Source organism: Herbaspirillum sp. WTB6, assembly GCF_057457785.1.
The window spans coordinates 303,063-326,737 of the sequence record NZ_CP176522.1 but is presented as its reverse complement, the minus strand read 5'-3'; the positions used below and the strand labels follow the sequence as shown (position 1 = coordinate 326,737).

Sequence of the window (23,675 nt, the reverse complement as noted above, 5' to 3'; positions counted from 1 at the left end):
CCGGCAGTGTGACCAGTCCAGACAAAGAGAGCACCATGCAGATAGCATGGGTTGTCGAATGATTCTGGCCAGGGGCACCACGCAGATAGCATGGGTCGCTGGAGGTCATAGTGTGTGGACGAAAGCTCGCTTCGGCGAGCTTTTTTACGTCTGGAGTGCGGCTCGCCCATCTTGCGGATTGATGCCGGTGTTGGCCAGGGGCCTTCGGCAGCGCAGCCGCTTGGCTTCGATCATGTCGAAAAAATTCGAAACGTCCAATGCGGCAGTCGGACGAATGATTTCGTCATATCAATCCCTCAAACACCACCACCTCCACCATCTCGCCGGCCGTCACATTGCCCTGATCGTGGCCCAGCACGATCATGCAATTGGCTTCCGACATTGAGCGCAGCACTCCCGAGCCTTGGCTGCCGGTGACCCGCACTTGCTGCACACCGTCGGCGTCGCGCGCCAGGATGCCGCGCTGGTATTCGGTGCGGCCGGCGCGCTTCTTGATCGCATGCGCCGATTTTACGCGCAGCAGCGGCAAGGGCTCGGCCTGCGCGCCCATCAGGTGCAACAACGCCTGGCGGGCGAAGAAATAGAAGGTGACCATCACCGCCACCGGGTTGCCGGGCAAGCCGAACAGGTAAGCGCTGTGGCCGTTCGAGCTGATTCTGCCGAACGCCATCGGGCGTCCCGGGCGCATGCCGATGGTCCAGAAGGCGACGTCGCCCAGTTGCGCCATCATCTGCTTGGTGTAGTCGGCGGCGCCGACCGAGACGCCGCCCGAGGTGATGATGGCGTCGGCATTTTCGCAGGCGTTGCGAAAGGCCGCTTCCAGCGAGACCGGGTCGTCCCTGACCACGCCCATGTCGACGATGTCGCAGCCGAGCCGGGTCAGCATCCCGTACAGCGTGTAGCGGTTGGAGTCATAGACGCAACCGGCGTCGAGCGGTTCGCCGACCGAGCGCAATTCGTCGCCGGTCGAAAAGAAGGCGACGCGCAGCCGCCGCTGCACCGGCACTTCGGCCAGGCCGAGCGAGGCCAGCAGGCCGAGGTCAGCCGGGCGCAGGATCTTCCCGGCCGCCAGCGCCGCCTTGCCGGCCGCCAGGTCTTCGCCCTTGAAGCGGCGGTTGTCGCCGGTCCTGACCGTATTCGGCGGGATCGTGACTGCGCTGTCGCCGGCGTCCCTGGTGAATTCCTGCGGCACCACGGTATCGCAGCCAGCTGGCATCACGGCGCCGGTCATGATGCGCAGCGCCTCGCCGGCGGCCACCGTGCCGTCGAACGCGCGCCCGGCAAAGGCGGTGCCGACCACCTTCAGCGTGGTCGCCGCATCGGGCGCCAGGTCGCCGCCGTGCAAGGCGTAGCCGTCCATTGCCGAATTGTCGTGTGCCGGCACGTTGATCGGCGAAATGATGTCGGTCGCCAGGACCCGGCCCAGCGCGCTGCGGATCGCGACTTTTTCCACCGTGCGGATCGGCGTGATGAAGCGGCGAATGATGTCCTGGGCAGCGGCCACCGGCAGCGCGTTCGGATCGTAGTTCGACAGGCAACTGACGACGGCGGCCAGCGAGGGATTCGGCATCGGGGTCGGAGCGGTCATGGCAATCTTGGTCTCAATTCAATCGGCTTCGAACCGACGCAATTCTTCGATGGTGTTGATGTTCCTGAACGCCGATTCGTCCGCGAACGGCACTTCGACCACCTTGAGCGAGGCATACCAGCGGTCGATCTTGCGGCCGCCGTCCTGCAGGAAGGCGGTCAGATGCGCTAGCAGCGTGTTCTTCATCAGGCAGAACACCGGGTGGCTGCGGCGCTCGCTGCCGGCGCCGGTCACGGCCACCGCCAGATCGGCCTGAGCTTCGCTTAGCGCGGCATACAGGCGCGCCACCAGGTCGACCGGGAGGAACGGCGAGTCGCAGGGAGCCGTCACCAGATACGGGGTTTCGCAATGCGTCAGTCCGGTCTGCAGCCCGGCCAGCGGCCCGGCGAAATCGGGAATCTGGTCCGGCCAGACCGGCACGCCGAAGCCTTCATAGGGGCCCAGATTCTGGTTGGCATTAATCAGCAACTGGCCGACCTGGGGTTGCAGCCGCAGCATCACGTGCAGCGCCATCGGCGCGCCGCGAAAGATCTGCAGACCCTTGTCGACGTGGCCCATGCGGGAGCCGCGGCCGCCGGCCAGAATCAGGCCGGTAATTTGATTGGTATCCATGCTTTGCGGGTGTGGTTTTGGTCGGAAATCACGGTTGGGGTAAGGCGTTCGGGATCGTCAATTCTCATATACTCCTTGTTTAACCAACCAATCCCGCCGAGAAAATATGGAAATAAATAACATACTCCTGTTTGTAACGCGTCGACGCGAGCCAGGGCATGCTGGCTAACCCCCGATGTACGACATCTCGATTTTTTTCATGTCCGGTGTCAGCGCTCCGGCGGCGCGCAATTCCGAATAGCGGTCGCTGCGCGTGCGCCACAAGCGGGCGATCGCGGCGGAAATTTCCTCGTCGCTGCGGCCGCCGCGCAGCAGGGCGCGCAGATCGTGGCCACCGGTCGCGAATAGGCAGGTGTACAGCTTGCCTTCGGTCGACAGCCGCACCCGCGAGCAGGAGTGGCAAAAGGCCTTGGTGACGCTGGAAATCATGCCGATTTCGCCGCCGCCGTCGCGGTAGCGCCAGCGTTCGGCGGTTTCGCCCGGGTAATTGGACGGAATGCGCTCCAGCGGCAGCACGGCGTCGATCTGGCGCACCACTTCAGAGGACGGCACCACTTCATCCATTTTCCAGCCGTTGGTGGCGCCGACGTCCATGTACTCGATGAAGCGCAGGATGAACGGGGAATCCTTGAAGTGGCGCGCCATCGGCACGATTTCGTGTTCGTTCATGCCGCGCTTGACCACCATGTTGACCTTGATCGGCCCCAGTCCGACGCCGTGCGCCACCTCGATGCCGTGCAATACCTTGGCGACCGGAAAATCGACGTCGTTCATGCGCTTGAAAGTGGCATCGTCGAGGGAATCGACCGATACCGTGACGCGCCTCAGGCCCGCGTCCTTCAGTGCCTGCGCCTTCTTCGCCAGGATCGAGCCATTGGTGGTCAGCGTCATGTCGAGCGGCCGGCCGGCCGGGGTTTTCAACTCGCTCAACTGGGCGATCAGCGCTTCGATATTCTTGCGCAGCAGCGGCTCGCCGCCGGTCAGCCGGATTTTCTCGACGCCATGCGCGACGAACAGGCGTGCCAGGCGGGTGATTTCCTCAAACGACAGCAACGACGCATGCGGCAGGAACGCATGATCCTTGCCGAACAATTCCTTCGGCATGCAGTACACGCAGCGGAAATTGCAGCGATCGGTAACCGAGATGCGTAAATCGTGCAGCGGCCGCTGCAAGGCGTCGGTGACGAATCCGGTTGGGGTTTCCAATTGCGTCGCTATCCGAATTCCCTGGTCGCCGCGGTTCTGGCTGGCCGGCGAGGGTGCTTTTTCTACCATGGCTGTTCTATGGCTCCGTGAATAGGTGTTTTCCGCGGTTTGCAAAAGCTGCCCGGAAAACAGATACAAGATACCACGGCGGCCGTCGGCCGATTGGCTGCGGCGCTGGCCGCGAAAGACAACAAGAGCCCAATCGTTCGATGCGCCGGACCACGGCCAGCCGGCAAGGCGATAAAAAAGGGAGCGTAGCTCCCTTTTCAATGATCAGGCAGGGGGCGCGCACCTGGCGATGCGCGCCGGGTTGGTCATCAGCGGTGCGTTTCGATCTGCACCAGCGGTTCGGTGGCCACCGGCGGCAGTGGCTTGCGTTCGCGCGGCACACGTGGCGCAACTTCGATCCTGGCCGCCGCTTCCTGCGCCGCCCGCAGTTTTTCCGGGTCAGTGGCGGCCAGCGTCAGGCCCGCCGCATCCAGGACACTGCGCAAATCATCCAGAGCGGCTGCTGCCTTTGCGGCTGGCGCGGCAGCACTGACAGCAGTGCTTTGCGGCGCGGCCGCCGTGGCGTCGCCAGTGGGAGCCTGTTCCGGAAACTCGATTTGCGCTGCGGTTTGCAGCGGAACCTGTTGCGGAACTTGCGGCGCGGCGATGGCGGCGCTCAGGGCCGTTGCTACCGGCGCCATTTCCGCTGCGGCTGCTACATCCGGTTCAGCCTCTGCGACCGGTTCAGGTTCTGCAACCGGTTCGGCATGCACGACCGGTTCGACCTCTACGACCGGTGCGGTAACGGCTGCCGGTTCGACGGCGGCTTCCGGCGCCGGCTTGCCGACCATGACCTCGGGTGCGGCCTCAGTGGCTTGCGTTTCGGCTTGCGCCATGGCGGCGTCGGCTACCGGTACGAATGCCGCTTCGGCGTTGCTGTCAACGGTTTCGCCGGTATCACCCGCTTCACGATCGCGCCGATTCCGGTTGCGGCCGCCGCGACGGCGCCGGCGACGCGGTTCGTCGCCATGCGTCTCGTGTTCGCCTTGCGCTTCGCCGGCAGCCGTCGCCGGTATCAAATTATCTTCCGGCGCGGTGGTGACGGGCACCGGCGCGGTAATTGCCTCGCTTGCGCCCGCCATGGTATTGGCGGCGGCGATCAACGCCTGCTCGGCCTTGGGTTCTGCCGCTTCATGGCGTTCCTCGCGTTCGCGTTGCGGCCGTTCGCCGCCGCGTTGCCGGGCGCCTTCGCCGGCTTCCCGTGGCTCGCGCGGTGGCCGCGGGGGCCGCGCTGCGCGTGCCGGACGCTGTTCGGCCGTTTCCGATGCGGCCGGTTTCGCGCTTTCAGGACGAGCTTCGGAGGCCGGGGCGGCGCCGCGTTCTTCGGTGCGCTCGCGGTTGCCGTTGCGCCCGCCACGGGTGCGGTTGCGCGGATTGCGGCCATTGCGTTCGCGGCTGGCTGCCGGCTTGGCTTCGGCCGCGGGTGCTGCTGGAGCAGTCACGGGCGCAACTGGTTTGCTGCGGAACAGATTGAATAGCCGGCTGAAGAAGCCTTCCTCGGCGACCGGAACCGGAGCCGCAAGCGGGGCGGCCTCGACCGCTTTGCGCTCGACGATCGGCGCCGGCTGATCGGGGGTAATGCCCTTGACGACGGCTTCCTGGCGCGGCTTGGCTTCGGCCTTTTGCCGCTTGTCATAGCTGATGTCGGTATCGGCTTCTTCGGCCATCGCATAGCTGGCTTGCGGCTCTTCCAGCCGGCTGTCGTCGCTCTTGATGCGTTCCAGCTTGTAGTGCGGTGTCTCCAGGTGCTTGTTCGGAATCAGTACCACGGTCACCCGATGCCGGGTTTCGATCTTCAGGATCTCGCCGCGCTTTTCATTCAGCAGGAAGGCGGCGACGTCGACCGGCGCCTGCACGTGAATCGCCGCCGAATTTTCCTTCATCGCTTCTTCCTGGATGATGCGCAGGACTTGCAGGGCCGACGATTCGGTGTCGCGGATGTGACCGGTGCCATTGCAGCGCGGGCAGGTCACGTGGCTGCCTTCCGACAGGGACGGACGCAGGCGCTGGCGCGACAATTCCATCAGGCCGAAACGCGAGATCTTGCCCATTTGCACGCGGGCGCGGTCGTAATGCAGCGCATCCTTGAGGCGGGTTTCGACTTCGCGCTGGTTCTTCGAATTCTCCATGTCGATGAAGTCGATCACGATCAACCCACCCAGGTCGCGCAGGCGCAACTGGCGCGCGACTTCATCGGCCGCTTCCAGATTGGTGTTGAAGGCCGTGGTTTCGATGTCGGAACCGCGCGTGGCGCGCGCCGAGTTGACGTCGACCGAGACCAGCGCCTCGGTATGGTCGATCACGATCGCGCCACCGGATGGCAGCGGCACGGTGCGCGAATAGGCGGTCTCGATCTGGTGCTCGATCTGGAAGCGTGAGAACAGTGGAACGTCGTCGCGGTAGCGCTTGACGCGGTGTACCATGTCGGGCATCACGTGGGTCATGAACTGTTGCGCCTGCTCGAAGATGTCGTCGGTGTCGATCAGGATTTCGCCGATATCCGGCTGGAAATAATCGCGGATCGCGCGGATCACCAGCGAGGATTCCTGGTAGATCAGGAATGCGCCCGGCGCCGACTGGCCGGCGCCTTCGATCGCGCGCCATAGTTGCATCAGGTAATTCAGGTCCCACTGCAGTTCATCGACGTTGCGGCCGATGCCGGCGGTACGCGCAATTACCGACATGCCGGCAGGCAAGTCCAGCTTGTCCATGGTTTCGCGCAATTCCTGCCGGTCCTCGCCTTCGACCCGGCGCGAAACGCCGCCGCCGCGCGGATTGTTCGGCATCAGCACCAAATAGCGTCCGGCCAGCGAGACGAAGGAAGTCAGCGCCGCGCCTTTGTTGCCGCGCTCTTCCTTTTCGATCTGGACCATGATTTCCTGGCCCTCGCGCAACGCTTCCTTGATCGACGTGCTGCGCACATCGACGCCTTCCTTGAAGTAGCTGCGCGCGACTTCCTTGAAGGGCAGGAAGCCGTGCCGCTCTTCGCCGTAATTGACGAAGCAGGCTTCCAGCGACGGCTCGATGCGGGTGATGACACCTTTGTAAATGTTGGACTTGCGTTGCTCGCGTCCGGTGGTTTCGATATCGATGTCGATCAGCTTTTGGCCGTCGACGATGGCCACGCGCAATTCTTCCTGCTGCGTGGCATTGAACAACATGCGTTTCATTTTTTCACTCCGTGGCCCGCAGGCCGGCTTTAATGCCGCTTGATCCAGACTGGCGGCAAAAGTACAGGGGATGTACGCGCGGACGGAGTGTTTGGGGGGAGGGAATTGCCTTGGCACATGGCGGCCTGGCGCGCAAGCGCAGGCGCCATGATCGGGCGCGGATGATGTCGATCGATATGCCGGGAGCACGCTTGACCGGGTTCTTGCACAGCCGAAAAATCGGGCGCAGGGAACATGGTCTCAAGCCGCGAGCAACCTGGTCGAGCCAAACGGAACATGGGGTTTAGCAGATTCGGCAAAAGAGTTTCGACATCGTCAACCGGCGAGCTTCTGAGCTACTTGCATGCCAACAAGCTTGCCGGATTTATCCTGGTAATCCAAACATTCGGGTCCGACACCCGTACGCGCGATCCGATGACAACAGCGGTGCGACCTTGATTCGCGCAGGGGTGCTACGTACACATCTTTTTCCCATCAAATTTGCAAATTGGCGAGGCCGATGGGAAGGCCGCTGTGTAGAATGTGCTTTTTATTCTTACACCAGCTACAGTCCTATAACCGCAGCGAAACAATTATATATTCAAAATGAAGGACTTAGCGAGATTTTATGGGAAAGCGGCTGAAATGCAGTCGGCACCCGCGCGGGTGGACGCGCCGCCTGAAGTCCAGCATCTCCTGATTTCCGATGATGAGGCCGGCCAGCGCATCGATAATTTCCTGTTGCGGGTCTGTAAGGGCGTGCCGAAAAGTCACGTCTATCGCGTACTGCGCTCCGGCCAGGTGCGCGTCAACAAAGGCCGCATCAATCAAACCTATCGCCTGCAAAAAGACGATATTGTCCGCATCCCGCCATTACGTCTGGCCGAACCGGCGACGCACCACGTGCCGGGCGCAGAATTCACGATCTTGCTGGAAGATGCGCATCTGCTGGTGATCGACAAACCGGCCGGCGTTGCCGTGCATGGCGGTTCCGGCGTCAGTTTTGGGGTGATCGAGCAATTGCGGGCTGCGCGGCCGGAGGAAAAATTCCTCGAGCTGGTGCATCGCCTGGACCGCGATACGTCCGGCATCCTGTTGCTGGCCAAGAAACGCTCGGCACTCACCAACCTGCACGCCCAGATGCGCGACGGCGAAACCGACAAGCGCTATCTGGTGCTGGTTCACGGCGATTGGAAAAACCAGAAGCAGCACGTGCGCTTGCCGCTGTTCAAATACACCACTCCGGAAGGCGAGCGGCGCGTGCGGGTGCAGGAGGGCGGGCAGGTTTCGCATACGGTGTTCAACCGCTTGGCAAGCTATGGCGGATTCACGCTGCTGGAAGCAGAGTTGAAGACCGGGCGCACGCATCAGATCCGCGTCCATCTGGCGTCCAGCGGCTTTGCCATCGTTGGCGATGAAAAATACGGCGATTTTGCGCTGAATCGTGCGCTGCACAAGGCGGAAGGTGCACGGCCTGCCTTCAAGCGTATGTTCTTGCACGCACACCAGATCAGCTTCGTGCATCCGGAATCTGGAAAATCTGTCACACTCAATGCGCCACTGCCGGCGGAATGTACCCGCTTTATCAGCAGTCTGGCAGCGTCCGCGTCTGAGTGTTGATTCCAGCACGTAATTAATGTGGCGGCTGCTTTATGGCAGCTTGTTACCAATTAGAAGGAGATGGCAGTCCGGCACTGCCAGAAACATGGCAAAAAAGCAATTTGACCTGATCGTGTTCGATTGGGATGGCACCCTGATGGACAGTACGGCAACGATTGTCAGATGCATCCAGGCTGCTGCCCGGGATCTGGGCTTTCCCACGCCCGATGACGGTGCCGCTGCCCACGTGATCGGCCTCGGACTGCAGGAGGCGCTGCAAATCGCGGTGCCGGAAATCGAACCGAAACATTATCCGCGATTGGTGGAGCGCTATCGCCACCACTATCTGACGCAGGATCACGAACTGACCTTGTTTGCCGGCGCCCGCGAAATGCTGGAGGAGCTTGCGCAAGCGGGGTATTTTCTTGCGGTAGCCACCGGCAAGAGCCGGGTCGGACTGAACCGCGCGCTGGATGCGGTGCATCTGTTGTCACGGTTCGACGCCACGCGCTGTGCCGACGAAACGTTTTCCAAGCCGCATCCCGCGATGCTGCAGGAGCTGACGCGCGAGCTCGGTCAGGACATGAAGCGCACCCTGATGATCGGCGATACCACGCATGATCTGCAGATGGCGGCCAATGCCGGGGCGGCGGGAGTGGCGGTACATTACGGCGCCCATCCGGCGCACGAACTGGCCGCACTGAAGCCGCTGTATGCCGCCAATTCGGTGGCGAACCTGCATGCCTGGCTGCTCGACAACGCCTGAATCGACGAGCGACGGCATGATTCCGATTTGTGCTTCCGATGTAGTGGCCGAAGGCGGCAAGGGTTTGCGTTTCCCGGTAACCGCTGGCGGCGAAGCCAGGACTGGTTTCGTGGTGCGCTACAAGGGTGTGGTCCATGGCTGGTTGAATCGTTGCGCGCATGTGCCGATCGAGCTGGATTGGGCGGAAGGCCAATTCTTTGAATCCGGCGGCGATTACTTGATGTGCTCGACCCATGGCGCCATCTACGTCCCGGATACCGGCATCTGCGCCGGTGGCCCGTGCCGCGGCGGGCGCCTGCGCGCGATTGCCGTGCTGGAACAGGATGGCCAGGTGTACTGGCAGCCGGATGATTATGTACGACCCGCAATCGCATAAGCGCTGGCGGAACAAGAAGAGTGGCGATGATGAGCAATGACGAATTTGAAACCAGCCAGCCGCAGGCGGGCACCGCTCAGAAAAGCGGCTGGGAGCGCGACATACTGGAGAAACTGGCGTTTGCCACCTTGCGCGAGCAGCGCGCGCGCCGGCGCTGGGGAATTTTCCTGAAACTGCTGACGCTGGCCGTGATCGTGTTCGGGCTCTGGCTGGCATTCGGTCTGAGCGCGGTCGACGTCGAAAATGTCGGCCGCCATACGGCACTGGTGAACGTGGACGGCACCATCGAGGCCGACGGCAAGGCTTCGGCCGAATCCATCATCAGCGCACTGGACAAGGCTTACTCCAACAGCGGTTCGGTCGGCGTCGTGATGCGCATCAACAGTCCTGGCGGCAGCCCGGTTCAGGCGGGCATGGTCAACGATGAAATGCGGCGTTTGCGGGCCGCCTATCCGGACAAGCCTTTGTACGTGGTGGTGGACGAAATGTGCGCCTCGGGCGGCTACTATATTGCGGCCGCGGCGGACAAGATTTATGTCAACAAGGCCAGCATTGTCGGCTCGATCGGTGTGCTGATGGATGGCTTCGGCTTTACCGGTTTGATGGAGAAGCTGGGGATCGAACGGCGCCTCTTGACGGCCGGTCAGAACAAGGGCTTCATGGACCCGTTTAGCCCGCAAAGCCCGGCGCAAAAGGATTATGCGCTGCAGATGTTGGAAGAAATTCATCAACAGTTCATCGATGTCGTGCGCAAAGGGCGGGGCGAGCGTTTGAAGGAAACGCCGGACACGTTTTCGGGCTTGTTCTGGACCGGCAGCAAGGCGGTTGAAATGGGGCTGGCAGATGGTTTCGGCACGGTCGATACCGTCGCGCGCGACCTGATCAAGGCCGAAGACATTGTCGATTACACCCAGCATGAAGGATTGCCGGAGCGGGTATTGAAGAAATTCGGTGCCGCCGTCGGTGGTGGCGCGGTGAAAGCCCTAGGCGGCGCCGGCCGTCTGGAGTTGCGCTAAGTTGATACTTTGTCCTTGCAAGTTCTGGCGCCTGGGATATATTGGAAGCGTTCGGAGCGTCAAGGAGAACGACTTATCGAAAGTACCATGATTGGTCCCGTTGCCAGCGAATGCATCCGATAGACACAGGGTCCTTGGCTCGGTGGCGGATGCGGAGATGCCGCATTGCAGATGCGGCTGTGAGAGTATCCGGTACTCTCGATGCAGAAATCAAAGTTCACAAAACGACGGCGCAATACCGTCGTTTTGTTTTTCAGCCTCCGGCTTGAATCATTCGGCCAGCATCAGGAATACGGTTGGCTTTTTATGGAAATCGGGGGGGCGCCCGGCAGCCAGCTCGGCCTTCCAGAGAATTGCCGTTTGCGTACGCACCGATTCCGACGCCAGGCTCAGATCGGTTGCAACGCAAATCAATGTCTGCGCCTGGCAGGCGCTGCATAGCGCATCGAGTAATGCGCCATTGCGATAAGGGGTCTCTATGAAAAGCTGGGTTTGCCGGTCCTGCCGGGAGCGTTCTTCCAGTCCCCTGATCCGTTTCGCGCGTGAGGCCGGATCGGTCGGCAGGTAGCCGTTGAAGGCAAAACTTTGGCCATTCAGGCCGCTTGCCATCAGCGCCAGCAGCAGCGAGGATGGGCCGACCAGCGGCCGGACCCGGATCCCGTGAAGATGCGCGAGGCGCACCAGATCGGCGCCCGGATCAGCTACCGCCGGCACGCCTGCCTCGGACACCAAGCCGGCATTCCGGCCCGCCAGGAGCGGCACCAGCAGCGCCGGTAGCTTGGCGCTATCGGTATTGACATTCAGTTCCTCGATATCGATCTCCTGCAGCGGGCGAACGAGCGGGTGTTGGCGGCTCAGCAGCTTCAGGAAGGCGCGGGTGGTTTTGGCGTTTTCGGCAATGAAATAATCAAGTTGCCTGGTTATCGCTTGTACGCCGGTGGGAATTAATGGCGCCAGCGGGTCGCTCGTCTCCGGCATCTCCGGGCCTAGCGTATTCGGGATCAGGTACAGCGTTCCGGCTGTCTTCATTGTCTTATAATTCCATATACTGGTCGTAGCATATTTTCACTCGTCCGTTTTATCAGCGGAATTGGTCCGAAAACAGGCATACTCCAATATTTTTCTATTTGGCGAAAAACTGCAGGCCGGCCCGTCGCAACATTGACGTAAGTGCGATCAGCGGCAGGCCGGTAAGTGCAGTGGGGTCCGGGCTTTCAATTTTTTCAAGCAGGGCAATTCCGAGCCCTTCGTTTTTTGCGCTGCCGGCGCAGTCATAGGGTTGCTCGATGCGCAGATAGGCGTCCAGCTCGTGGTCCGGCAAATCGCGGAACGTGACCAGGCTCTGGGTGTTCTTCAACTGAATTTTGCCGGCTGGTGCGTCGGTGCGGCCATCCAGCAGGCACAAGGCCGTATGAAAAACCACAGACTGGCCGCGCAATTGCTGCAATTGTCGCAATGCTTTCGCATGCGAGCCGGGCTTGCCGATCTGCTGGCCATTCAGGGTGGCTACTTGATCCGAACCGATAACCAGTGCATCCGGCGCCAGTGGTGTCACGGCAGCCGCCTTTGCCTGCGCCAGTCGCAGCGCGGTTGCCTGCGGAGTTTCGCCGGCCAGCGGGGTTTCATCGATATCCGGCGCGATCGCATCGAACGGAAGGCGCAGGCGGGACAGCAATTCCTGGCGATAGCGCGAACCGGACGCGAGAATCAGCCGGGCGGGGAGGGGCGAATGCATCGGAGCGGACTTGTCTTGATGAGGGGCTGAATAAAGCGCGCTAAGGCTTTGACCAGTAAGGGGAAAGCCTGTTATTATCGCAGGTTTTCCGGGCTCGATTTGTCTTTATGGAAGCGTTTGTGATCGACACCTTTGAATTTTGTCGACTCAAGGAGCGGGCGGAAGGTGACGTCGCGGTTGCTGCGCTGGCTCGCCTGACGCAGGAATGCGCCGATGCTTCGGGAGCGCTGCATTGGTCGTTGCAGGGTGGCGCCGATCAGTTCGGGCACGCGCGGCTGGAGTTGTCGGTTGCGGGGACGGTTCAACTGATGTGTCAGCGTTGTTTGACGCCGTTCGCGCACCGGATTGCAACCTCGTCGGTCCTGGTGCTGGCGCCAGACGAAGACGGCGCGGACGAAATCGAGGAACTGCTTGCGGATGACGCAATTGACGTGATCGTCGCGCCGAAGCGGTTGGACGTGATGGCATTGGTCGAAGACGACGCGCTGCTGGCGTTGCCGTTTGCCCCTAAGCACGAGATTTGCCCGGGTCAAGTTGCCGTCGAGCAGTTGCAAGGCGCGAAAAAGCCGTCGCCATTTGCAGTGCTGAAGGACTTGAAGCAGTAGGGCAGCGGTGCCGGCCTACCTTGCGGACAGACAAGGAAGAGTTGCAGCAAGAGTGTTCGGACGCGGCAGCCAGGCGCCGAATCCGATGTGTTAAAATTTACAAACTTATGGTTTAGGAGTTGTCATGGCAGTCCAGCAAAACAAGAAGTCCCCATCCAAGCGCGGCATGCACCGTTCGCACGATTTTCTGAGCGCACCGCCGCTCGCCGTTGAGCCGACCACTGGTGAAACGCACATGCGCCATCACATCAGCCCGAACGGCTTTTATCGTGGGCGCAAGGTTTTGAAAACCAAGAACGACGAATAATTTGAGTGCGGTTCAATGCAAGATGCGGCGCTGAGGGCTATTTATCCGGCGCCGTTTTTCATATGCCAAAACATGCCGCCCTGTCATCGTGAGTCGCGCCGAATCCGGCCCGGAGTGTGGGCTGGGATGTGGCTTAGAATCAACACATGACAATAAAAATCTCTATCGACTGCATGGGTGGCGATCATGGCCCGTCGGTCACCATTCCTGCCGCAATTTCCTTCGTCAATCGTGAACTGAACTCCGAACTGATTCTGGTCGGTCTGGAGGAGGTGGTTCACGCCCAGATTAAGAAACACAAGGCCCTGAATCACCCCCGCCTGTCAGTGATCGCGGCCTCCGAAGTCGTGGCAATGGACGATCCGGTGGAAATCGCGCTGCGCCGCAAGAAGAACTCATCGATGCGGGTGGCAATCAATCTGGTGAAGGAAGGTCAGGCGCAGGCATGCGTTTCGGCCGGCAACACCGGTGCACTGATGGCGGTCTCGCGTTATGTGCTGAAAACGATACCGGGGGTTGATCGCCCGGCGATTTGCGCCCTGCTTCCGAACCAGAAAGGTCGCCCGACCTATATGCTTGATCTGGGCGCCAACGTCGATTGCGAGCCGCAGCATCTGCATCAATTTGCCTTGATGGGCTCGGTTCTGGTGGCGGCAATGGAAGACATCCCGCGTCCAACCGTCGGCTTGCTGAATATCGGCGAGGAAGACATCAAGGGCAACGATGTCGTCAAGCAGACTGCCATACTGCTGCGTGCCGACCATGAGCAGGGAACGCTCAATTTTTATGGTAACGTCGAAGGCAACGATATTTTCGTCGGGACTACCGATCTGGTGGTATGCGATGGTTTCGTCGGCAACGTGGTGCTGAAGGCATCGGAAGGTCTCGGGCGTTTCGTGAAAAGCGCGCTGACGGCTGAATTCAAGAGCAATCCGCTGAACCTGCTCGGCGCCCTACTGGCGCGCGGCGCCATCAATTCATTCAGCCGCCGCATGAACCCCTCCCGCTACAATGGCGCCAGCTTGCTCGGCCTGCGCGGCCTGGTGTTCAAGAGCCACGGCGGCGCCGACGCGTATGCTTACGAATGGGCCATCAAACGCGCCTTCGAGGCCGCCAAGCACGACGTTCTGGCACGCGTGGCTACCACCATTGCCGAAGTGATGCCGCAGGCGCAAAGCAATTCAGGAGCGAAGGATGCCGGTATGACCGAATCGACCCAAGAGAAAACCGCATGACTCTTTACAGCAAAATCATAGGCACTGGCAGCTACTTGCCGCCGAAGCGGGTCACCAATCACGAACTGGCGGCGCAACTGGCCGAAAAGGGAGTGGAGACATCGGACGAATGGATTTTTACGCGCAGCGGAATTTCGGCACGCCATTACGCGGAACCCGGCGTTCAGTCCAGCGACTTGGCGGTGCGCGCGGCACAACCGGCGCTGGAAATGGCGGGCCTGGAACCGAATCAAATCGACCTCATCATCCTGGCCACCTCCACGCCCGATTTTCTCGGCGGCTTCCCCAGCACCGCCTGCGTGGTGCAGCGCAAGCTCGGGATCGTCAATCACTGCGCCGCGCTTGACGTGCAAGCGGTCTGCAGCGGCTTCGTCTATGCCTTGTCGATGGCTGACAGCTTCATCAAGACCGGGGCGCACAAGAACGTGCTGGTGATTGGCGCCGAAGTTTTTTCGCGGATACTGAATTTCGACGACCGCGGTACCTGTGTGCTGTTTGGCGACGGCGCCGGCGCGGTGGTGATGAGCGCCGCCGCCGAGCCGGGGATTCTGGCCACCAAGCTGCATGCCGACGGCCACTACAGCGACATCCTGTGCGTTCCAGGCAGCGTGCGCGCCGGCGCCGTCGAGGGTAGCGCCTTTCTGCACATGGACGGCCCGGCGGTATTCAAGCTGGCGGTATCCGTGCTGGAGAAGGTTGCGACCGAAGCGCTGCACGCGGCCCACATGGAAGCGGCGCAGCTTGATTGGCTGATTCCGCATCAGGCGAATATCCGCATCATGCAAAGCACCGCCAGAAAACTCGGCCTGCCGCTGGAGAAAATGATTGTGACGGTCGACCAGCACGGCAACACCTCGGCCGCCTCGATTCCGCTGGCGCTGGATACCGCGGTGCGGGACGGCCGTATCAAGCCGGGCCACAACGTGATGATGGAAGGGGTTGGCGGCGGCTTTACCTGGGGCGCCACGATCGTGCGTATGTGAATTTTTGACGACAATAGAATGACAAAATTTGCTTTTGTATTTCCCGGCCAGGGTTCGCAGGCGATCGGCATGCTCAATGGCTTCGCCGGCAACGCTGTGGTGCAGGACACCGTGGCAGAGGCATCCACGTTGCTGGGCTTTGATCTCGGCAAGCTGATTGCCGAGGGACCCAAGGAAGAACTGGATCTGACCACCAATACCCAGCCGATCATGCTGACGGTAGCCGTCGCCTGTTTCCGGGCCTGGACTGCAGGCGGCGGCAAGGCGCCCGCGATCGTTGCCGGCCATAGTCTGGGGGAATATTCGGCGTTGGTCGCAGCCGGCGTCATTCCGTTTCGCGACGCCCTGCCACTGGTTCGTTTTCGAGCTCAGGCGATGCAGGAGGCGGTGCCGGTCGGGCAGGGAGGAATGGCCGCGATTCTTGGCCTGTCGGATGACGACGTGCGCGCCGTCTGTGCGGAGGCGGCGCAAGGGGAAGTGGTGGAGGCCGTCAACTTCAACGCGCCGGCGCAGGTTGTGATCGCCGGGCATCAGGCCGCGGTTGCGCGCGCCTGCGAAATCGCCAAGGCCAAAGGCGCGAAGCGGGCGCTGCCGTTGCCGGTATCGGCGCCGTTCCACTCGTCGCTGCTGAAGCCGGCATCGGATCGCTTGCGTGACTACATGGCGCCGCTCACGTTCGGCGCGCCGACGATTCCGCTGATCAATAACGTCGATATCGCCATCGAGCAGGATGCCGCCCGTATCAAGGATGCGCTGACGCGCCAGGCAGCCTGCCCGGTGCGTTGGGTGGAAACCGTCCAGGAAATCGCCGCGCAGGGGGTGCGGCACGTGGTTGAATGCGGCCCCGGCAAAGTGTTGGCTGGTTTGACCAAGAGGATCAACGGCGACTTGATTGGTGACGCAATCGTCGATCAGGCATCTCTCGACAGGATAATGGAGCTATTGGCGTGACAAATGAAAGCTTGAATTTGGACGGCCAGGTCGCACTGGTCACCGGCGCGTCCCGTGGCATAGGTCGTGCGATTGCCCAGGAGCTCGCGCGCCAGGGCGCAAAAGTGGTGGGCAGCGCAACCTCGGATGCGGGTGCCGCGGCGATTTCGGAGTATTTGCAGGCGATCGCGCCAGGCTGCGGCCACGGCATCGTCCTGAACGTCAACGATGCCGCGCAGTGCGAGGCGGCAATCGAGGCGGTGCAGAAGGAATTCAATGGCTTGTCGATCCTGGTCAATAACGCCGGCATCACTCAGGATCAATTGGCGATGCGGATGAAGGATGAAGAATGGGACGCGGTGATTGCCACCAATCTGACCGCGGTGGCGCGCCTGTCGCGTGCTGTTTTGCGCGGCATGATCAAGGCCAGGCATGGGCGTATTATCAATATCACGTCGGTGGTCGGCTCGGCCGGCAACCCGGGGCAAATGAATTACGCCGCCGCGAAAGCCGGAGTGGCGGGGATGAGCCGGGCCTTGGCGCGTGAAATCGGCAGCCGCAATATCACGGTCAACTGCGTGGCGCCGGGGTTTATCGACACCGACATGACCAAGGTATTGAACGAAGGACAGACCGCCGCAATATTGCAGCAGATTCCCGTCGGGCGGCTGGGTATGCCGGAAGAAGTCGCCGCAGCAGTCGCCTTCCTCGCCTCCAGGCAAGCGGCTTACATCACCGGGACGACGCTCCACGTGAATGGCGGAATGTATATGGGTTAATTAAAAATTGTACGATTTTGAGGCAAGTTTGGTTAACGTTGAATGCAGAAGCTAAAAGTAAATTTTGATTGCGCAAACCTGATAAAATGCGCGCACTTTCTGTAACCCACACAATCTGGAGGCATGACATGTCAGACATCGAACAACGCGTTAAGAAAATCGTCGCCGAACAACTCGGCGTAGCCGAAGCAGACATCAAGATCGAATCCTCGTTTGTCGACGACCTCGGTGCCGACTCGCTGGATACGGTCGAACTCGTAATGGCGCTCGAAGACGAGTTTGAAATGGAAATTCCTGACGAGCAAGCCGAGAAAATCACGACCGTGCAGCAGGCGATCGAGTACGCGAAAGCGCATGTCAAGGCTTGATCAGTTCGATTGACTTCGGGAGGAACCGTTTGAGCCGTTCACGCGAACGCCGTGTCGTGATAACCGGGTTGGGTTGCGTTTCTCCGGTCGGCAATACCGTTGCCGAAGCGTGGGATGCCATCGTGGCCGGCAAGTCGGGCATTGCGACCATCACAAAATTTGATGCCACCCCTTTTTCCACCCGCTTCGCGGGCGAAGTGAAAAATTTCAATATTGAAGATTACATCCCGGCCAAGGAAGCACGCCACATGGATGCCTTCATTCATTATGGGATGGCAGCCGGGATTCAGGCAATTCAGGATAGCGGCCTGACGGTCACCGAGGACAATGCCGATCGTATCGGTGTCTTGATCGGCTCCGGTATCGGTGGCTTGCCGCTGATCGAGGCGACGCATGCCGAATTGACCAGTCGCGGACCGCGCCGGATCAGTCCGTTCTTTGTGCCGGCCTCGATCATCAACATGATTTCCGGAAACCTGTCCATCAAATACGGACTGCGGGGGCCGAACCTGGCGATTGTAACGGCTTGCACGACCGGCTTGCACTGCATCGGCATGGCGGCGCGCATGATTGAATATGGCGACGCCGACATCATGGTTGCGGGTGGGGCGGAATCCACCATCTCGCCCTTGGGGCTTGGTGGTTTTGCCTCGGCGCGCGCCTTATCCGCGCGTAACGATGACCCGGCCACGGCGTCGCGGCCTTGGGACCGCGACCGCGATGGCTTTGTCCTTGGCGAAGGCGCCGGCGTCATGGTGCTGGAGGAATACGAATCCGCCCGGGCGCGCGGTGCGACAATCTATGCCGAATTGCTGGGCTTCGGCATGAGTGCTGACGCCTATCACATGACCGCGCCGCTGGAAAGCGGGGATGGCGCCCGTCGTTCGATGCTGAACGCGATGGCAAATGCTGGGGTCAATGCCGATCAAGTGGATTACGTCAACGCCCATGGCACGTCCACTCCGCTGGGGGATCTTGCCGAAACGGTTGCGATCAAGCGTGCTTTGAGCGACCACGCGAACAAGATTGTGGTGAACTCCACCAAGTCCATGACCGGCCACCTGCTGGGCGGAGCCGGCGGTCTGGAGGCGGTATTCACGGTGCTGGCGGTGCATAATCAGTTGTCGCCGCCAACCATCAACATCTTCAATCAGGATCCGGCATGCGATCTTGATTATTGTGCCAACACCGCACGTCAGATGCCAATCAACGTTGCCGTGAAAAATTCCTTTGGTTTTGGCGGAACCAACGGCACTCTGGTTTTCGGCAAGGTATAACCGAACAATTCTGACTCCCCGCTCCGCGGCATTTCGCCTGGCATATTCTCTATGTCGATCGCGATTTACGCTGTAATAAAGCCGTCACGGACGCTGTACCTGCTGACTTGCGGCATGTGTCTTGGAATCGTGGGCGTCGCCGGGGCGATTGGCTTCGGGGTGGTCGGCGAATTCGCCCCTTTTTCTCGATTTTTGATCGGTGCCGGCTGTATTTCTATCGCACTTTCTGTTTTTTATCATCGCACCCGCAGCAGATCGGAGTTTCATATCCACATATCCGGATCAGGGCAAATCCGGTTGGCCGAGTTCAAATCCGCTGGGTCTGGCATGCTGAACAAGAGCCCTTCGCTTGCAAAAACGGAAGTAGACGCCAGATTGATGCCTGCAACCACAATCTGGCCCTGGCTGCTGTTATTGCGCCTGAAACTGGATGATCAACGGGTGATTGCCGTGCCGATATTGCCGGATTCGGTGCCGGATGGCACTTTTCGATCGCTTTCGATTGCCTGCCGATGGTTGGCGACGCATGACCATTCCATGAAATATTAGCCAGAAATGCAAATTTCTTCTTTTCTCGCGAACTTATTGTGTTTCATTCAGTCAATGTTTCGAGTCGCGCGAGTGTTGCAATAAAACAAGGATTGGCGATTGGCGACAGAACGCGATATTGATCAACTGCTCGTCGAGCGCGTTCAGCGTGGCGATAAAAAGGCGTTCGAGCTGTTGGTGATCAAGTACCAACGAAAGTTGATGCGGCTGGTGTCGCGGCTGATTCGCGACCAGGCGGAGGCGGAAGATGTTGTGCAGGAATCGTTTATCAAGGCATATCGTGCCTTGCCGCAATTCCGCGGCGACTCGGCGTTTTATACTTGGTTGTACCGGATTGGCATCAATACCGCCAAAAATTATCTGGTAACCCAGGCGCGTCGAGCACCGACGTCGACGGAAGCGGACGCGGAAGAGGCAGAAACTTTTGATGACGGTGAGCACCTAAGGGATATCAATACGCCAGAGTCAATGTTAGCCACCAAGCAGATTGCCCAAACCGTCAATCTCGCGATGGATGCTCTCCCTGACGAATTGCGTATGGCGATTACCTTGCGTGAAATCGAGGGTTTGAGCTATGACGAAATCGCCGAAGCAATGAGGTGCCCGATCGGAACAGTGCGCAGTCGCATTTTTCGGGCGCGGGAAGCTATCGCGGAAAAATTGAGGCCGTTGCTCGATACGGCGCTCGACAAGCGTTGGTAACGGACGCAGCAGCAAGGTCGAAAAAAGGGGTTGGGGTGCTTAGCGAGGTGGGTATGGATGAGAATTTGACTCGGAAACAAATTTCCGCGTTGCTTGACGGCGAGCTTGACGAAGCGGGTACCGAGGCGGCTCTGGCGTTACTGGAGCAAGCCGAGGGACGTGCTGCCTGGGAGCTTTATCATCAGGCCGGCGACGCCTTGCGTTCCGAGGAAATCCCGTTGGCGATGAGCCCGGATTTTTCCCGCAAGCTGTTCGCGCGGCTTGATGCCGAACCGATCATCATTGCCCCGGGAGCAATTCCGGCGCTGGTCCATCCACTTGCCAGTGGACGGGCGTTGCGGCGTTTCGCGCTGCCGGGCATGGTGGCCGCCGCCGCAGTGGCCACCGTGGCGTTCATTACGACGCCGCAATTGATGGTGGCTGATGGTACTTCCGAGGTTTCGCAAGCCGTTGTGGCAACAGGTACGCAGCCGGCACTGGCAAAGGCCGCGCTAAAGTCATCGCCAGTAATCGAGGTGCCGGTTGCCGCGTCGGAGGCAACCGAGGAAGTCATGTTGCGCGATCCGGGCATTGACGACTATTTGTTTGCCCATCAGCGGTTTTCCCCTTCCGTGTACAGCACCGCGCAATTCGCCCGTTCCGCCACATTCGCCGCAGATTCAGGCAAATGATCGATATGGGGCGAGTAGTGGTTTTTTTAAAATTTGCCGTTACGCTATACGCCTTCCTGGGTTTCATTAGCTATGCAAATGGCGGCAACTTGCCGACGGATAAAGCGGCTGCTGCGCAGGAAGCGCAGTCACTGCTGCAAAAGATCCAGGCGGCGGCCCAGCGTTTGAATTACACCGGCACGTTCATCTATCAGCAAGGAGATCTGGTGCGCACGTCGCGCATCACTCATTTGCTGGATGGCCGCAATGAAATCGAAAAACTGGAAGTGCTGGACGGCAAGCCGCGCGAATACATTCGCACCAACGAAGAAGTGACCTGCTATGTGCCGGAAACCCGGACATTGCTGGTGGAAAAGCGAATCACCAAGGACGTGTTTCCCGCCATCAGCGCGGCCAGCCCGGCTGATTTGGCCCAGCACTATGAAATCAAAAAAGGGGAGACCGGGCGGGTAGCCGGCTATGATTGCCAGGCGGTGGTGCTGGAGCCGAAAGATGGGCTGCGTTACGGCTACAAGCTGTGGGCGGAGAAGTCGACCGGCCTCTTGCTGCGGGCGCAAACCGTGAATGACAAGGACGAGGTGATCGAGCAGATCGCCTTTACCCAGTTGGGAATTGGTAATATCGACCGTCGCCAGGTGCGGCCGAGTTTTGTCAATACCAGCGGCTGGCGGGTCGAGAATGCGGTCATGGGGGCGGTTGATTTGTCGAATTGGGTGATCAAATCCCTGCCGTCTGGATTTGTTCGTATTCGCGAACTGCGGCGAATGATTTCCGACACGCCAGCGCAGGACGGGACGGGAGCATCTGCACGGCAAAATGCTCAGCCCAGCCAGCGCGAAGTGTCGCAAATCGTTTTTTCGGACGGGCTGGCTGCCATTTCGGTCTTTATCGAACCCGGCAGCCAGAGCCGGACGGAAGGTTTTTTGCAGCAGGGCGCAACCAGTATTGTCGGCAAGCGGTTGGGAGACTACTGGCTGACGATCGTCGGCGAGGTACCGCCGGCGGCAATCCGGCAAATTGCCAATTCCATAGAACTTAAAACCAAATAACAGCACATGAAAACATTGCATTCCGTACGAAATACTCTGTTTGCGATTTTGTTGGGTGCCGCAAGTGCGGTCTTCGCTCCGGCGCTGATTGGCGCTGCGCCTGCCGCGCTGGCCGCCGGCGTGCCGGGATTGCCGGATTTTTCCGACATGGTCGAGAAGGTCGGTCCGGCCGTGGTGAATATCCGGACCACGGAAAAAGTGAAATCCGAGCAAGGCATGCCGGGTAGCGATGATGAAGAGATGCAGGAATTTTTCCGTCGCTTTTTTGGCGTTCCGATGCCGCGCCAGCAGACGCCGCCCCCGCGCGGCCGCGCGCCCGCGCCGCAACAGCAGGAGGAACAGATGGTGCCGCGAGGAGTCGGCTCCGGTTTCATCGTTTCGGCCGATGGTTATGTGATGACCAATGCGCATGTGGTCGAAGGGGCGAGCGAAGTGTATGTGACGCTGACCGACAAGCGTGAATTCAAGGCCAAGATCATCGGCGTCGACAAGCGCACCGACGTGGCGCTGGTCAAGATCGAGGGCAACAATCTGCCGCGGGTGACGATCGGCGATTCGGACAAGGTGCGAGCGGGCGAATGGGTGATTGCGATCGGCTCGCCGTTCGGCTTGGCGAATACCGTCACGGCCGGCATTATTTCCGCCAAGGCACGCGATACGGGTGACTATCTGCCGCTGATCCAGACCGATGTCGCGGTCAATCCCGGCAATTCGGGTGGCCCGCTGATCAACATGCGCGGCGAAGTGGTTGGCATCAACTCGCAGATCTACAGCCGTTCCGGCGGCTACATGGGAATTTCCTTCGCGGTGCCGATCGATGAAGCAATGCGGGTGGCGGATCAGTTGAAGGCCAACGGGCGCGTCACGCGTGGCCGTATCGGCGTCCAGATCGGCGAAGTGACCAAGGATGTGGCCGAGTCGCTTGGTTTGGCCAAGGCCCAGGGGGCGCTGGTCCAGCGCGTGGAGCCGGGCGGACCGGCCGAGAAGAGCGGGCTGGAGGCGGGTGACATCATCCTCAAATTTGATGGTGTCGTGATCGAGAAGTCCAGTGACTTGCCGCGCCTGGTGGGTGGTACCAAGCCCGGAACGCGCTCCACCGTCACAGTCTGGCGCAAGGGCGCGAACCGCGACATCCAGTTGACGGTAGGCGAGCTGGAGCCGGAAAAAAGTGCCAGGAGCGAGGTGAAAAAACCGAAGGCGGAGCAAACCGCCAACACCTTGGGTCTGGTTGTCAGCGATCTGAGCGAGGCGCAGAAAACTGAAGCCAAGGTGGAATCGGGCGTCGTGGTGGAAGCTGCCGAAGGCGCTGCCGCTCGCGCCGGCTTGCGGCCGGGCGACATCATCCAACGGTTGAACAACACCGACATCAAGGATGCCAAGCAATTCAATGCGCTGGTGGCCATGCTGCCTCCCAAAAAAATGACCGTGGTGCTGGTGCGGCGCGGGGACGCGTCGCAGTTCGTCCCGTTGCGCCCGAACTGAGCACCGGCTGTTCTGGCCCGAGGGTTGCTGGCCATGCGGCCAACAACCCTTTTTGTTTTTCCCTCAATGAAGAATGGTGATTGATGGCTGCGATCTTGCTGACCTTGTATTCCCGCTCATATTGCCATCTATGCCAGCAGATGCAGGATGCCTTGCAGGCGCTGCGCGAGGAATACCGATTCGTGCTGGATGTGGTGGACGTCGATAGCGACCCGGAGCTGGTTGCGGAATATGACGAGCTGGTGCCGGTACTGGTCGGCCAAAGAGAAGGTGCGGCGCCATTGCAGCTTTGTCATTATTTCCTGGATCAACAAAAGGTCCGGGATTTTCTTGCCGAGGGTTGATTGGATACGCATTCCTTGCCCGAAATAAATATCCAGGGCGGCAGTATTTTTTGAGCCGGCCGGCTAATGGCCGACAGCGGCTTGTTTTTGCTTATACTCCAGTGGTGTATAATTCATGAAGCAGCGGTCGAATACACTCCGGGAACTCGAGGCAATTTGGCTGGACAGCGGGACGGTGGGTGGTTCATGGTGATCGCCTGCCGATATGACGGTTTGCCCGTTCGAAATCCGGTAAAATGGGGCGATCGAAATAACCCGTGCAATAAGGCGCTCGCCTGGGGAATCTGCCCCGTTCCGAG

24 protein-coding genes are annotated in these 23,675 nt (G+C 60.2%); 18 read left to right on the top strand and 6 right to left on the bottom strand.

The window, feature by feature from the left end:
* Positions 1 to 283: 283 nt before the first annotated feature.
* The 4 genes from moeA to ACK2VC_RS01495 all read right to left on the bottom strand — a co-directional run bounded on the left by moeA (position 284) and on the right by ACK2VC_RS01495 (position 6,624).
* Entirely contained in the window at positions 284 to 1,588 is a 1,305-nt protein-coding gene (gene moeA, locus ACK2VC_RS01510) for a molybdopterin molybdotransferase MoeA (RefSeq protein WP_486731828.1), read from the bottom strand.
* A gap of 18 nt (positions 1,589 to 1,606) precedes the next feature.
* Positions 1,607 to 2,200 (bottom strand): molybdenum cofactor guanylyltransferase MobA, encoded by a 594-nt coding sequence (gene mobA / locus ACK2VC_RS01505; protein WP_486731827.1) that lies wholly within the window; start codon positions 2,198 to 2,200, stop codon positions 1,607 to 1,609.
* 165 nt (positions 2,201 to 2,365) lie between these two features.
* Entirely contained in the window at positions 2,366 to 3,475 is a 1,110-nt protein-coding gene (gene moaA / locus ACK2VC_RS01500; protein ID WP_486731826.1) for a GTP 3',8-cyclase MoaA, read from the bottom strand.
* Between the two features lie 248 nt (positions 3,476 to 3,723).
* Positions 3,724 to 6,624, bottom strand: a complete 2,901-nt coding sequence (locus ACK2VC_RS01495) for an Rne/Rng family ribonuclease (protein WP_486731825.1) — start codon at positions 6,622 to 6,624, stop codon at positions 3,724 to 3,726.
* A gap of 585 nt (positions 6,625 to 7,209) precedes the next feature.
* Here ACK2VC_RS01495 and ACK2VC_RS01490 point away from each other — a divergent pair.
* The 4 genes from ACK2VC_RS01490 (at position 7,210) to ACK2VC_RS01475 (ending at position 10,360) form a co-directional block, all read left to right on the top strand.
* On the top strand, positions 7,210 to 8,223 hold the full coding sequence (locus ACK2VC_RS01490; protein WP_486731824.1) for an RluA family pseudouridine synthase: 1,014 nt from the start codon (positions 7,210 to 7,212) through the stop codon (positions 8,221 to 8,223).
* An 85-nt stretch (positions 8,224 to 8,308) separates the two neighbouring features.
* Positions 8,309 to 8,968 carry an HAD-IIIA family hydrolase gene (locus ACK2VC_RS01485; protein ID WP_486731823.1) on the top strand — a complete coding sequence of 220 codons (660 nt, stop codon included), beginning with the start codon at positions 8,309 to 8,311 and terminating at the stop codon, positions 8,966 to 8,968.
* A gap of 16 nt (positions 8,969 to 8,984) precedes the next feature.
* Positions 8,985 to 9,344 carry a Rieske (2Fe-2S) protein gene (locus tag ACK2VC_RS01480; RefSeq protein ID WP_486731822.1) on the top strand — a complete coding sequence of 120 codons (360 nt, stop codon included), beginning with the start codon at positions 8,985 to 8,987 and terminating at the stop codon, positions 9,342 to 9,344.
* A 29-nt stretch (positions 9,345 to 9,373) separates the two neighbouring features.
* Entirely contained in the window at positions 9,374 to 10,360 is a 987-nt protein-coding gene (locus tag ACK2VC_RS01475; RefSeq protein ID WP_486733296.1) for a S49 family peptidase, read from the top strand.
* Positions 10,361 to 10,630: 270 nt separating this feature from the next.
* On the opposite strand, the gene ACK2VC_RS01470 is transcribed toward ACK2VC_RS01475, so the two are convergent.
* Both ACK2VC_RS01470 and ACK2VC_RS01465 read right to left on the bottom strand, forming a co-directional pair.
* Complete coding sequence (locus ACK2VC_RS01470; protein WP_486731821.1) at positions 10,631 to 11,389, bottom strand: SAM-dependent methyltransferase; 759 nt, start codon at positions 11,387 to 11,389, stop codon at positions 10,631 to 10,633.
* Positions 11,390 to 11,483: 94 nt separating this feature from the next.
* A complete protein-coding gene (locus ACK2VC_RS01465) occupies positions 11,484 to 12,095 on the bottom strand; it encodes a Maf-like protein (protein WP_486731820.1) in 612 nt (203 codons plus the stop codon).
* A 107-nt stretch (positions 12,096 to 12,202) separates the two neighbouring features.
* On the opposite strand from ACK2VC_RS01465, the gene ACK2VC_RS01460 reads away from it, so the two are divergent.
* From ACK2VC_RS01460 to ACK2VC_RS01395, 14 genes are all read left to right on the top strand, one after another.
* Entirely contained in the window at positions 12,203 to 12,700 is a 498-nt protein-coding gene (locus ACK2VC_RS01460) for a YceD family protein (RefSeq protein WP_486731819.1), read from the top strand.
* 124 nt (positions 12,701 to 12,824) lie between these two features.
* Positions 12,825 to 13,007, top strand: coding sequence for a 50S ribosomal protein L32 (gene rpmF / locus ACK2VC_RS01455; protein ID WP_486731818.1), 183 nt, complete (start codon positions 12,825 to 12,827; stop codon positions 13,005 to 13,007).
* Between the two features lie 146 nt (positions 13,008 to 13,153).
* Positions 13,154 to 14,242, top strand: a complete 1,089-nt coding sequence (plsX, locus tag ACK2VC_RS01450) for a phosphate acyltransferase PlsX (protein ID WP_486731817.1) — start codon at positions 13,154 to 13,156, stop codon at positions 14,240 to 14,242.
* On the top strand, positions 14,239 to 15,225 hold the full coding sequence (locus tag ACK2VC_RS01445) for a beta-ketoacyl-ACP synthase III (RefSeq protein ID WP_486731816.1): 987 nt from the start codon (positions 14,239 to 14,241) through the stop codon (positions 15,223 to 15,225). The genes plsX and ACK2VC_RS01445 overlap by 4 nt, the downstream gene beginning before the upstream one ends.
* 18 nt (positions 15,226 to 15,243) lie before the next feature.
* Positions 15,244 to 16,176: an ACP S-malonyltransferase gene (fabD, locus tag ACK2VC_RS01440; RefSeq protein ID WP_486731815.1), complete on the top strand. Its 933-nt coding sequence runs from the start codon at positions 15,244 to 15,246 to the stop codon at positions 16,174 to 16,176.
* A gap of 11 nt (positions 16,177 to 16,187) precedes the next feature.
* Positions 16,188 to 16,934 carry a 3-oxoacyl-ACP reductase FabG gene (fabG, locus tag ACK2VC_RS01435; RefSeq protein WP_486733295.1) on the top strand — a complete coding sequence of 249 codons (747 nt, stop codon included), beginning with the start codon at positions 16,188 to 16,190 and terminating at the stop codon, positions 16,932 to 16,934.
* Between the two features lie 128 nt (positions 16,935 to 17,062).
* Positions 17,063 to 17,302: an acyl carrier protein gene (acpP, locus tag ACK2VC_RS01430; RefSeq protein WP_486731814.1), complete on the top strand. Its 240-nt coding sequence runs from the start codon at positions 17,063 to 17,065 to the stop codon at positions 17,300 to 17,302.
* Positions 17,303 to 17,331: 29 nt separating this feature from the next.
* The gene (gene fabF / locus ACK2VC_RS01425) at positions 17,332 to 18,579 is read left to right on the top strand and encodes a beta-ketoacyl-ACP synthase II (RefSeq protein WP_486731813.1); all 1,248 of its coding nucleotides are present in this window, start codon (positions 17,332 to 17,334) and stop codon (positions 18,577 to 18,579) included.
* Positions 18,580 to 18,630: 51 nt separating this feature from the next.
* Complete coding sequence (locus tag ACK2VC_RS01420; protein ID WP_486731812.1) at positions 18,631 to 19,128, top strand: flagellar hook-length control protein; 498 nt, start codon at positions 18,631 to 18,633, stop codon at positions 19,126 to 19,128.
* A 99-nt stretch (positions 19,129 to 19,227) separates the two neighbouring features.
* Positions 19,228 to 19,830, top strand: coding sequence for an RNA polymerase sigma factor RpoE (rpoE, locus tag ACK2VC_RS01415; protein WP_486731811.1), 603 nt, complete (start codon positions 19,228 to 19,230; stop codon positions 19,828 to 19,830).
* Between the two features lie 53 nt (positions 19,831 to 19,883).
* On the top strand, positions 19,884 to 20,501 hold the full coding sequence (locus tag ACK2VC_RS01410) for a sigma-E factor negative regulatory protein (protein WP_486731810.1): 618 nt from the start codon (positions 19,884 to 19,886) through the stop codon (positions 20,499 to 20,501).
* Positions 20,498 to 21,550 (top strand): MucB/RseB C-terminal domain-containing protein, encoded by a 1,053-nt coding sequence (locus ACK2VC_RS01405; RefSeq protein ID WP_486731809.1) that lies wholly within the window; start codon positions 20,498 to 20,500, stop codon positions 21,548 to 21,550. The genes ACK2VC_RS01410 and ACK2VC_RS01405 overlap by 4 nt, the downstream gene beginning before the upstream one ends.
* Positions 21,551 to 21,556: 6 nt before the next feature.
* Positions 21,557 to 23,032, top strand: a complete 1,476-nt coding sequence (locus ACK2VC_RS01400) for a DegQ family serine endoprotease (RefSeq protein ID WP_486731808.1) — start codon at positions 21,557 to 21,559, stop codon at positions 23,030 to 23,032.
* An 83-nt stretch (positions 23,033 to 23,115) separates the two neighbouring features.
* Positions 23,116 to 23,376 carry a glutaredoxin family protein gene (locus tag ACK2VC_RS01395; protein ID WP_486731807.1) on the top strand — a complete coding sequence of 87 codons (261 nt, stop codon included), beginning with the start codon at positions 23,116 to 23,118 and terminating at the stop codon, positions 23,374 to 23,376.
* Positions 23,377 to 23,675 lie beyond the last annotated feature (299 nt).

What these genes read in the sequence shown, in the direction of transcription:
- acpP (WP_486731814.1), top strand. Translation starts at nt 17,063, where the DNA reads ATGTCAGACATCGAACAACGCGTTAAGAAAATCGTCGCCGAACAACTC.
- moeA (WP_486731828.1), bottom strand. Translation starts at nt 1,588, where the DNA reads ATGACCGCTCCGACCCCGATGCCGAATCCCTCGCTGGCCGCCGTCGTC.
- mobA (WP_486731827.1), bottom strand. Translation starts at nt 2,200, where the DNA reads ATGGATACCAATCAAATTACCGGCCTGATTCTGGCCGGCGGCCGCGGC.
- ACK2VC_RS01495 (WP_486731825.1), bottom strand. Translation starts at nt 6,624, where the DNA reads ATGAAACGCATGTTGTTCAATGCCACGCAGCAGGAAGAATTGCGCGTG.
- ACK2VC_RS01400 (WP_486731808.1), top strand. Translation starts at nt 21,557, where the DNA reads ATGAAAACATTGCATTCCGTACGAAATACTCTGTTTGCGATTTTGTTG.
- ACK2VC_RS01460 (WP_486731819.1), top strand. Translation starts at nt 12,203, where the DNA reads ATGGAAGCGTTTGTGATCGACACCTTTGAATTTTGTCGACTCAAGGAG.
- ACK2VC_RS01485 (WP_486731823.1), top strand. Translation starts at nt 8,309, where the DNA reads ATGGCAAAAAAGCAATTTGACCTGATCGTGTTCGATTGGGATGGCACC.
- ACK2VC_RS01405 (WP_486731809.1), top strand. Translation starts at nt 20,498, where the DNA reads ATGATCGATATGGGGCGAGTAGTGGTTTTTTTAAAATTTGCCGTTACG.
- moaA (WP_486731826.1), bottom strand. Translation starts at nt 3,475, where the DNA reads ATGGTAGAAAAAGCACCCTCGCCGGCCAGCCAGAACCGCGGCGACCAG.
- ACK2VC_RS01445 (WP_486731816.1), top strand. Translation starts at nt 14,239, where the DNA reads ATGACTCTTTACAGCAAAATCATAGGCACTGGCAGCTACTTGCCGCCG.
- ACK2VC_RS01420 (WP_486731812.1), top strand. Translation starts at nt 18,631, where the DNA reads ATGTCGATCGCGATTTACGCTGTAATAAAGCCGTCACGGACGCTGTAC.
- ACK2VC_RS01395 (WP_486731807.1), top strand. Translation starts at nt 23,116, where the DNA reads ATGGCTGCGATCTTGCTGACCTTGTATTCCCGCTCATATTGCCATCTA.
- ACK2VC_RS01490 (WP_486731824.1), top strand. Translation starts at nt 7,210, where the DNA reads ATGAAGGACTTAGCGAGATTTTATGGGAAAGCGGCTGAAATGCAGTCG.
- ACK2VC_RS01480 (WP_486731822.1), top strand. Translation starts at nt 8,985, where the DNA reads ATGATTCCGATTTGTGCTTCCGATGTAGTGGCCGAAGGCGGCAAGGGT.
- ACK2VC_RS01410 (WP_486731810.1), top strand. Translation starts at nt 19,884, where the DNA reads ATGGATGAGAATTTGACTCGGAAACAAATTTCCGCGTTGCTTGACGGC.
- ACK2VC_RS01475 (WP_486733296.1), top strand. Translation starts at nt 9,374, where the DNA reads ATGAGCAATGACGAATTTGAAACCAGCCAGCCGCAGGCGGGCACCGCT.
- plsX (WP_486731817.1), top strand. Translation starts at nt 13,154, where the DNA reads ATGACAATAAAAATCTCTATCGACTGCATGGGTGGCGATCATGGCCCG.
- ACK2VC_RS01465 (WP_486731820.1), bottom strand. Translation starts at nt 12,095, where the DNA reads ATGCATTCGCCCCTCCCCGCCCGGCTGATTCTCGCGTCCGGTTCGCGC.
- rpmF (WP_486731818.1), top strand. Translation starts at nt 12,825, where the DNA reads ATGGCAGTCCAGCAAAACAAGAAGTCCCCATCCAAGCGCGGCATGCAC.
- ACK2VC_RS01470 (WP_486731821.1), bottom strand. Translation starts at nt 11,389, where the DNA reads ATGAAGACAGCCGGAACGCTGTACCTGATCCCGAATACGCTAGGCCCG.
- fabD (WP_486731815.1), top strand. Translation starts at nt 15,244, where the DNA reads ATGACAAAATTTGCTTTTGTATTTCCCGGCCAGGGTTCGCAGGCGATC.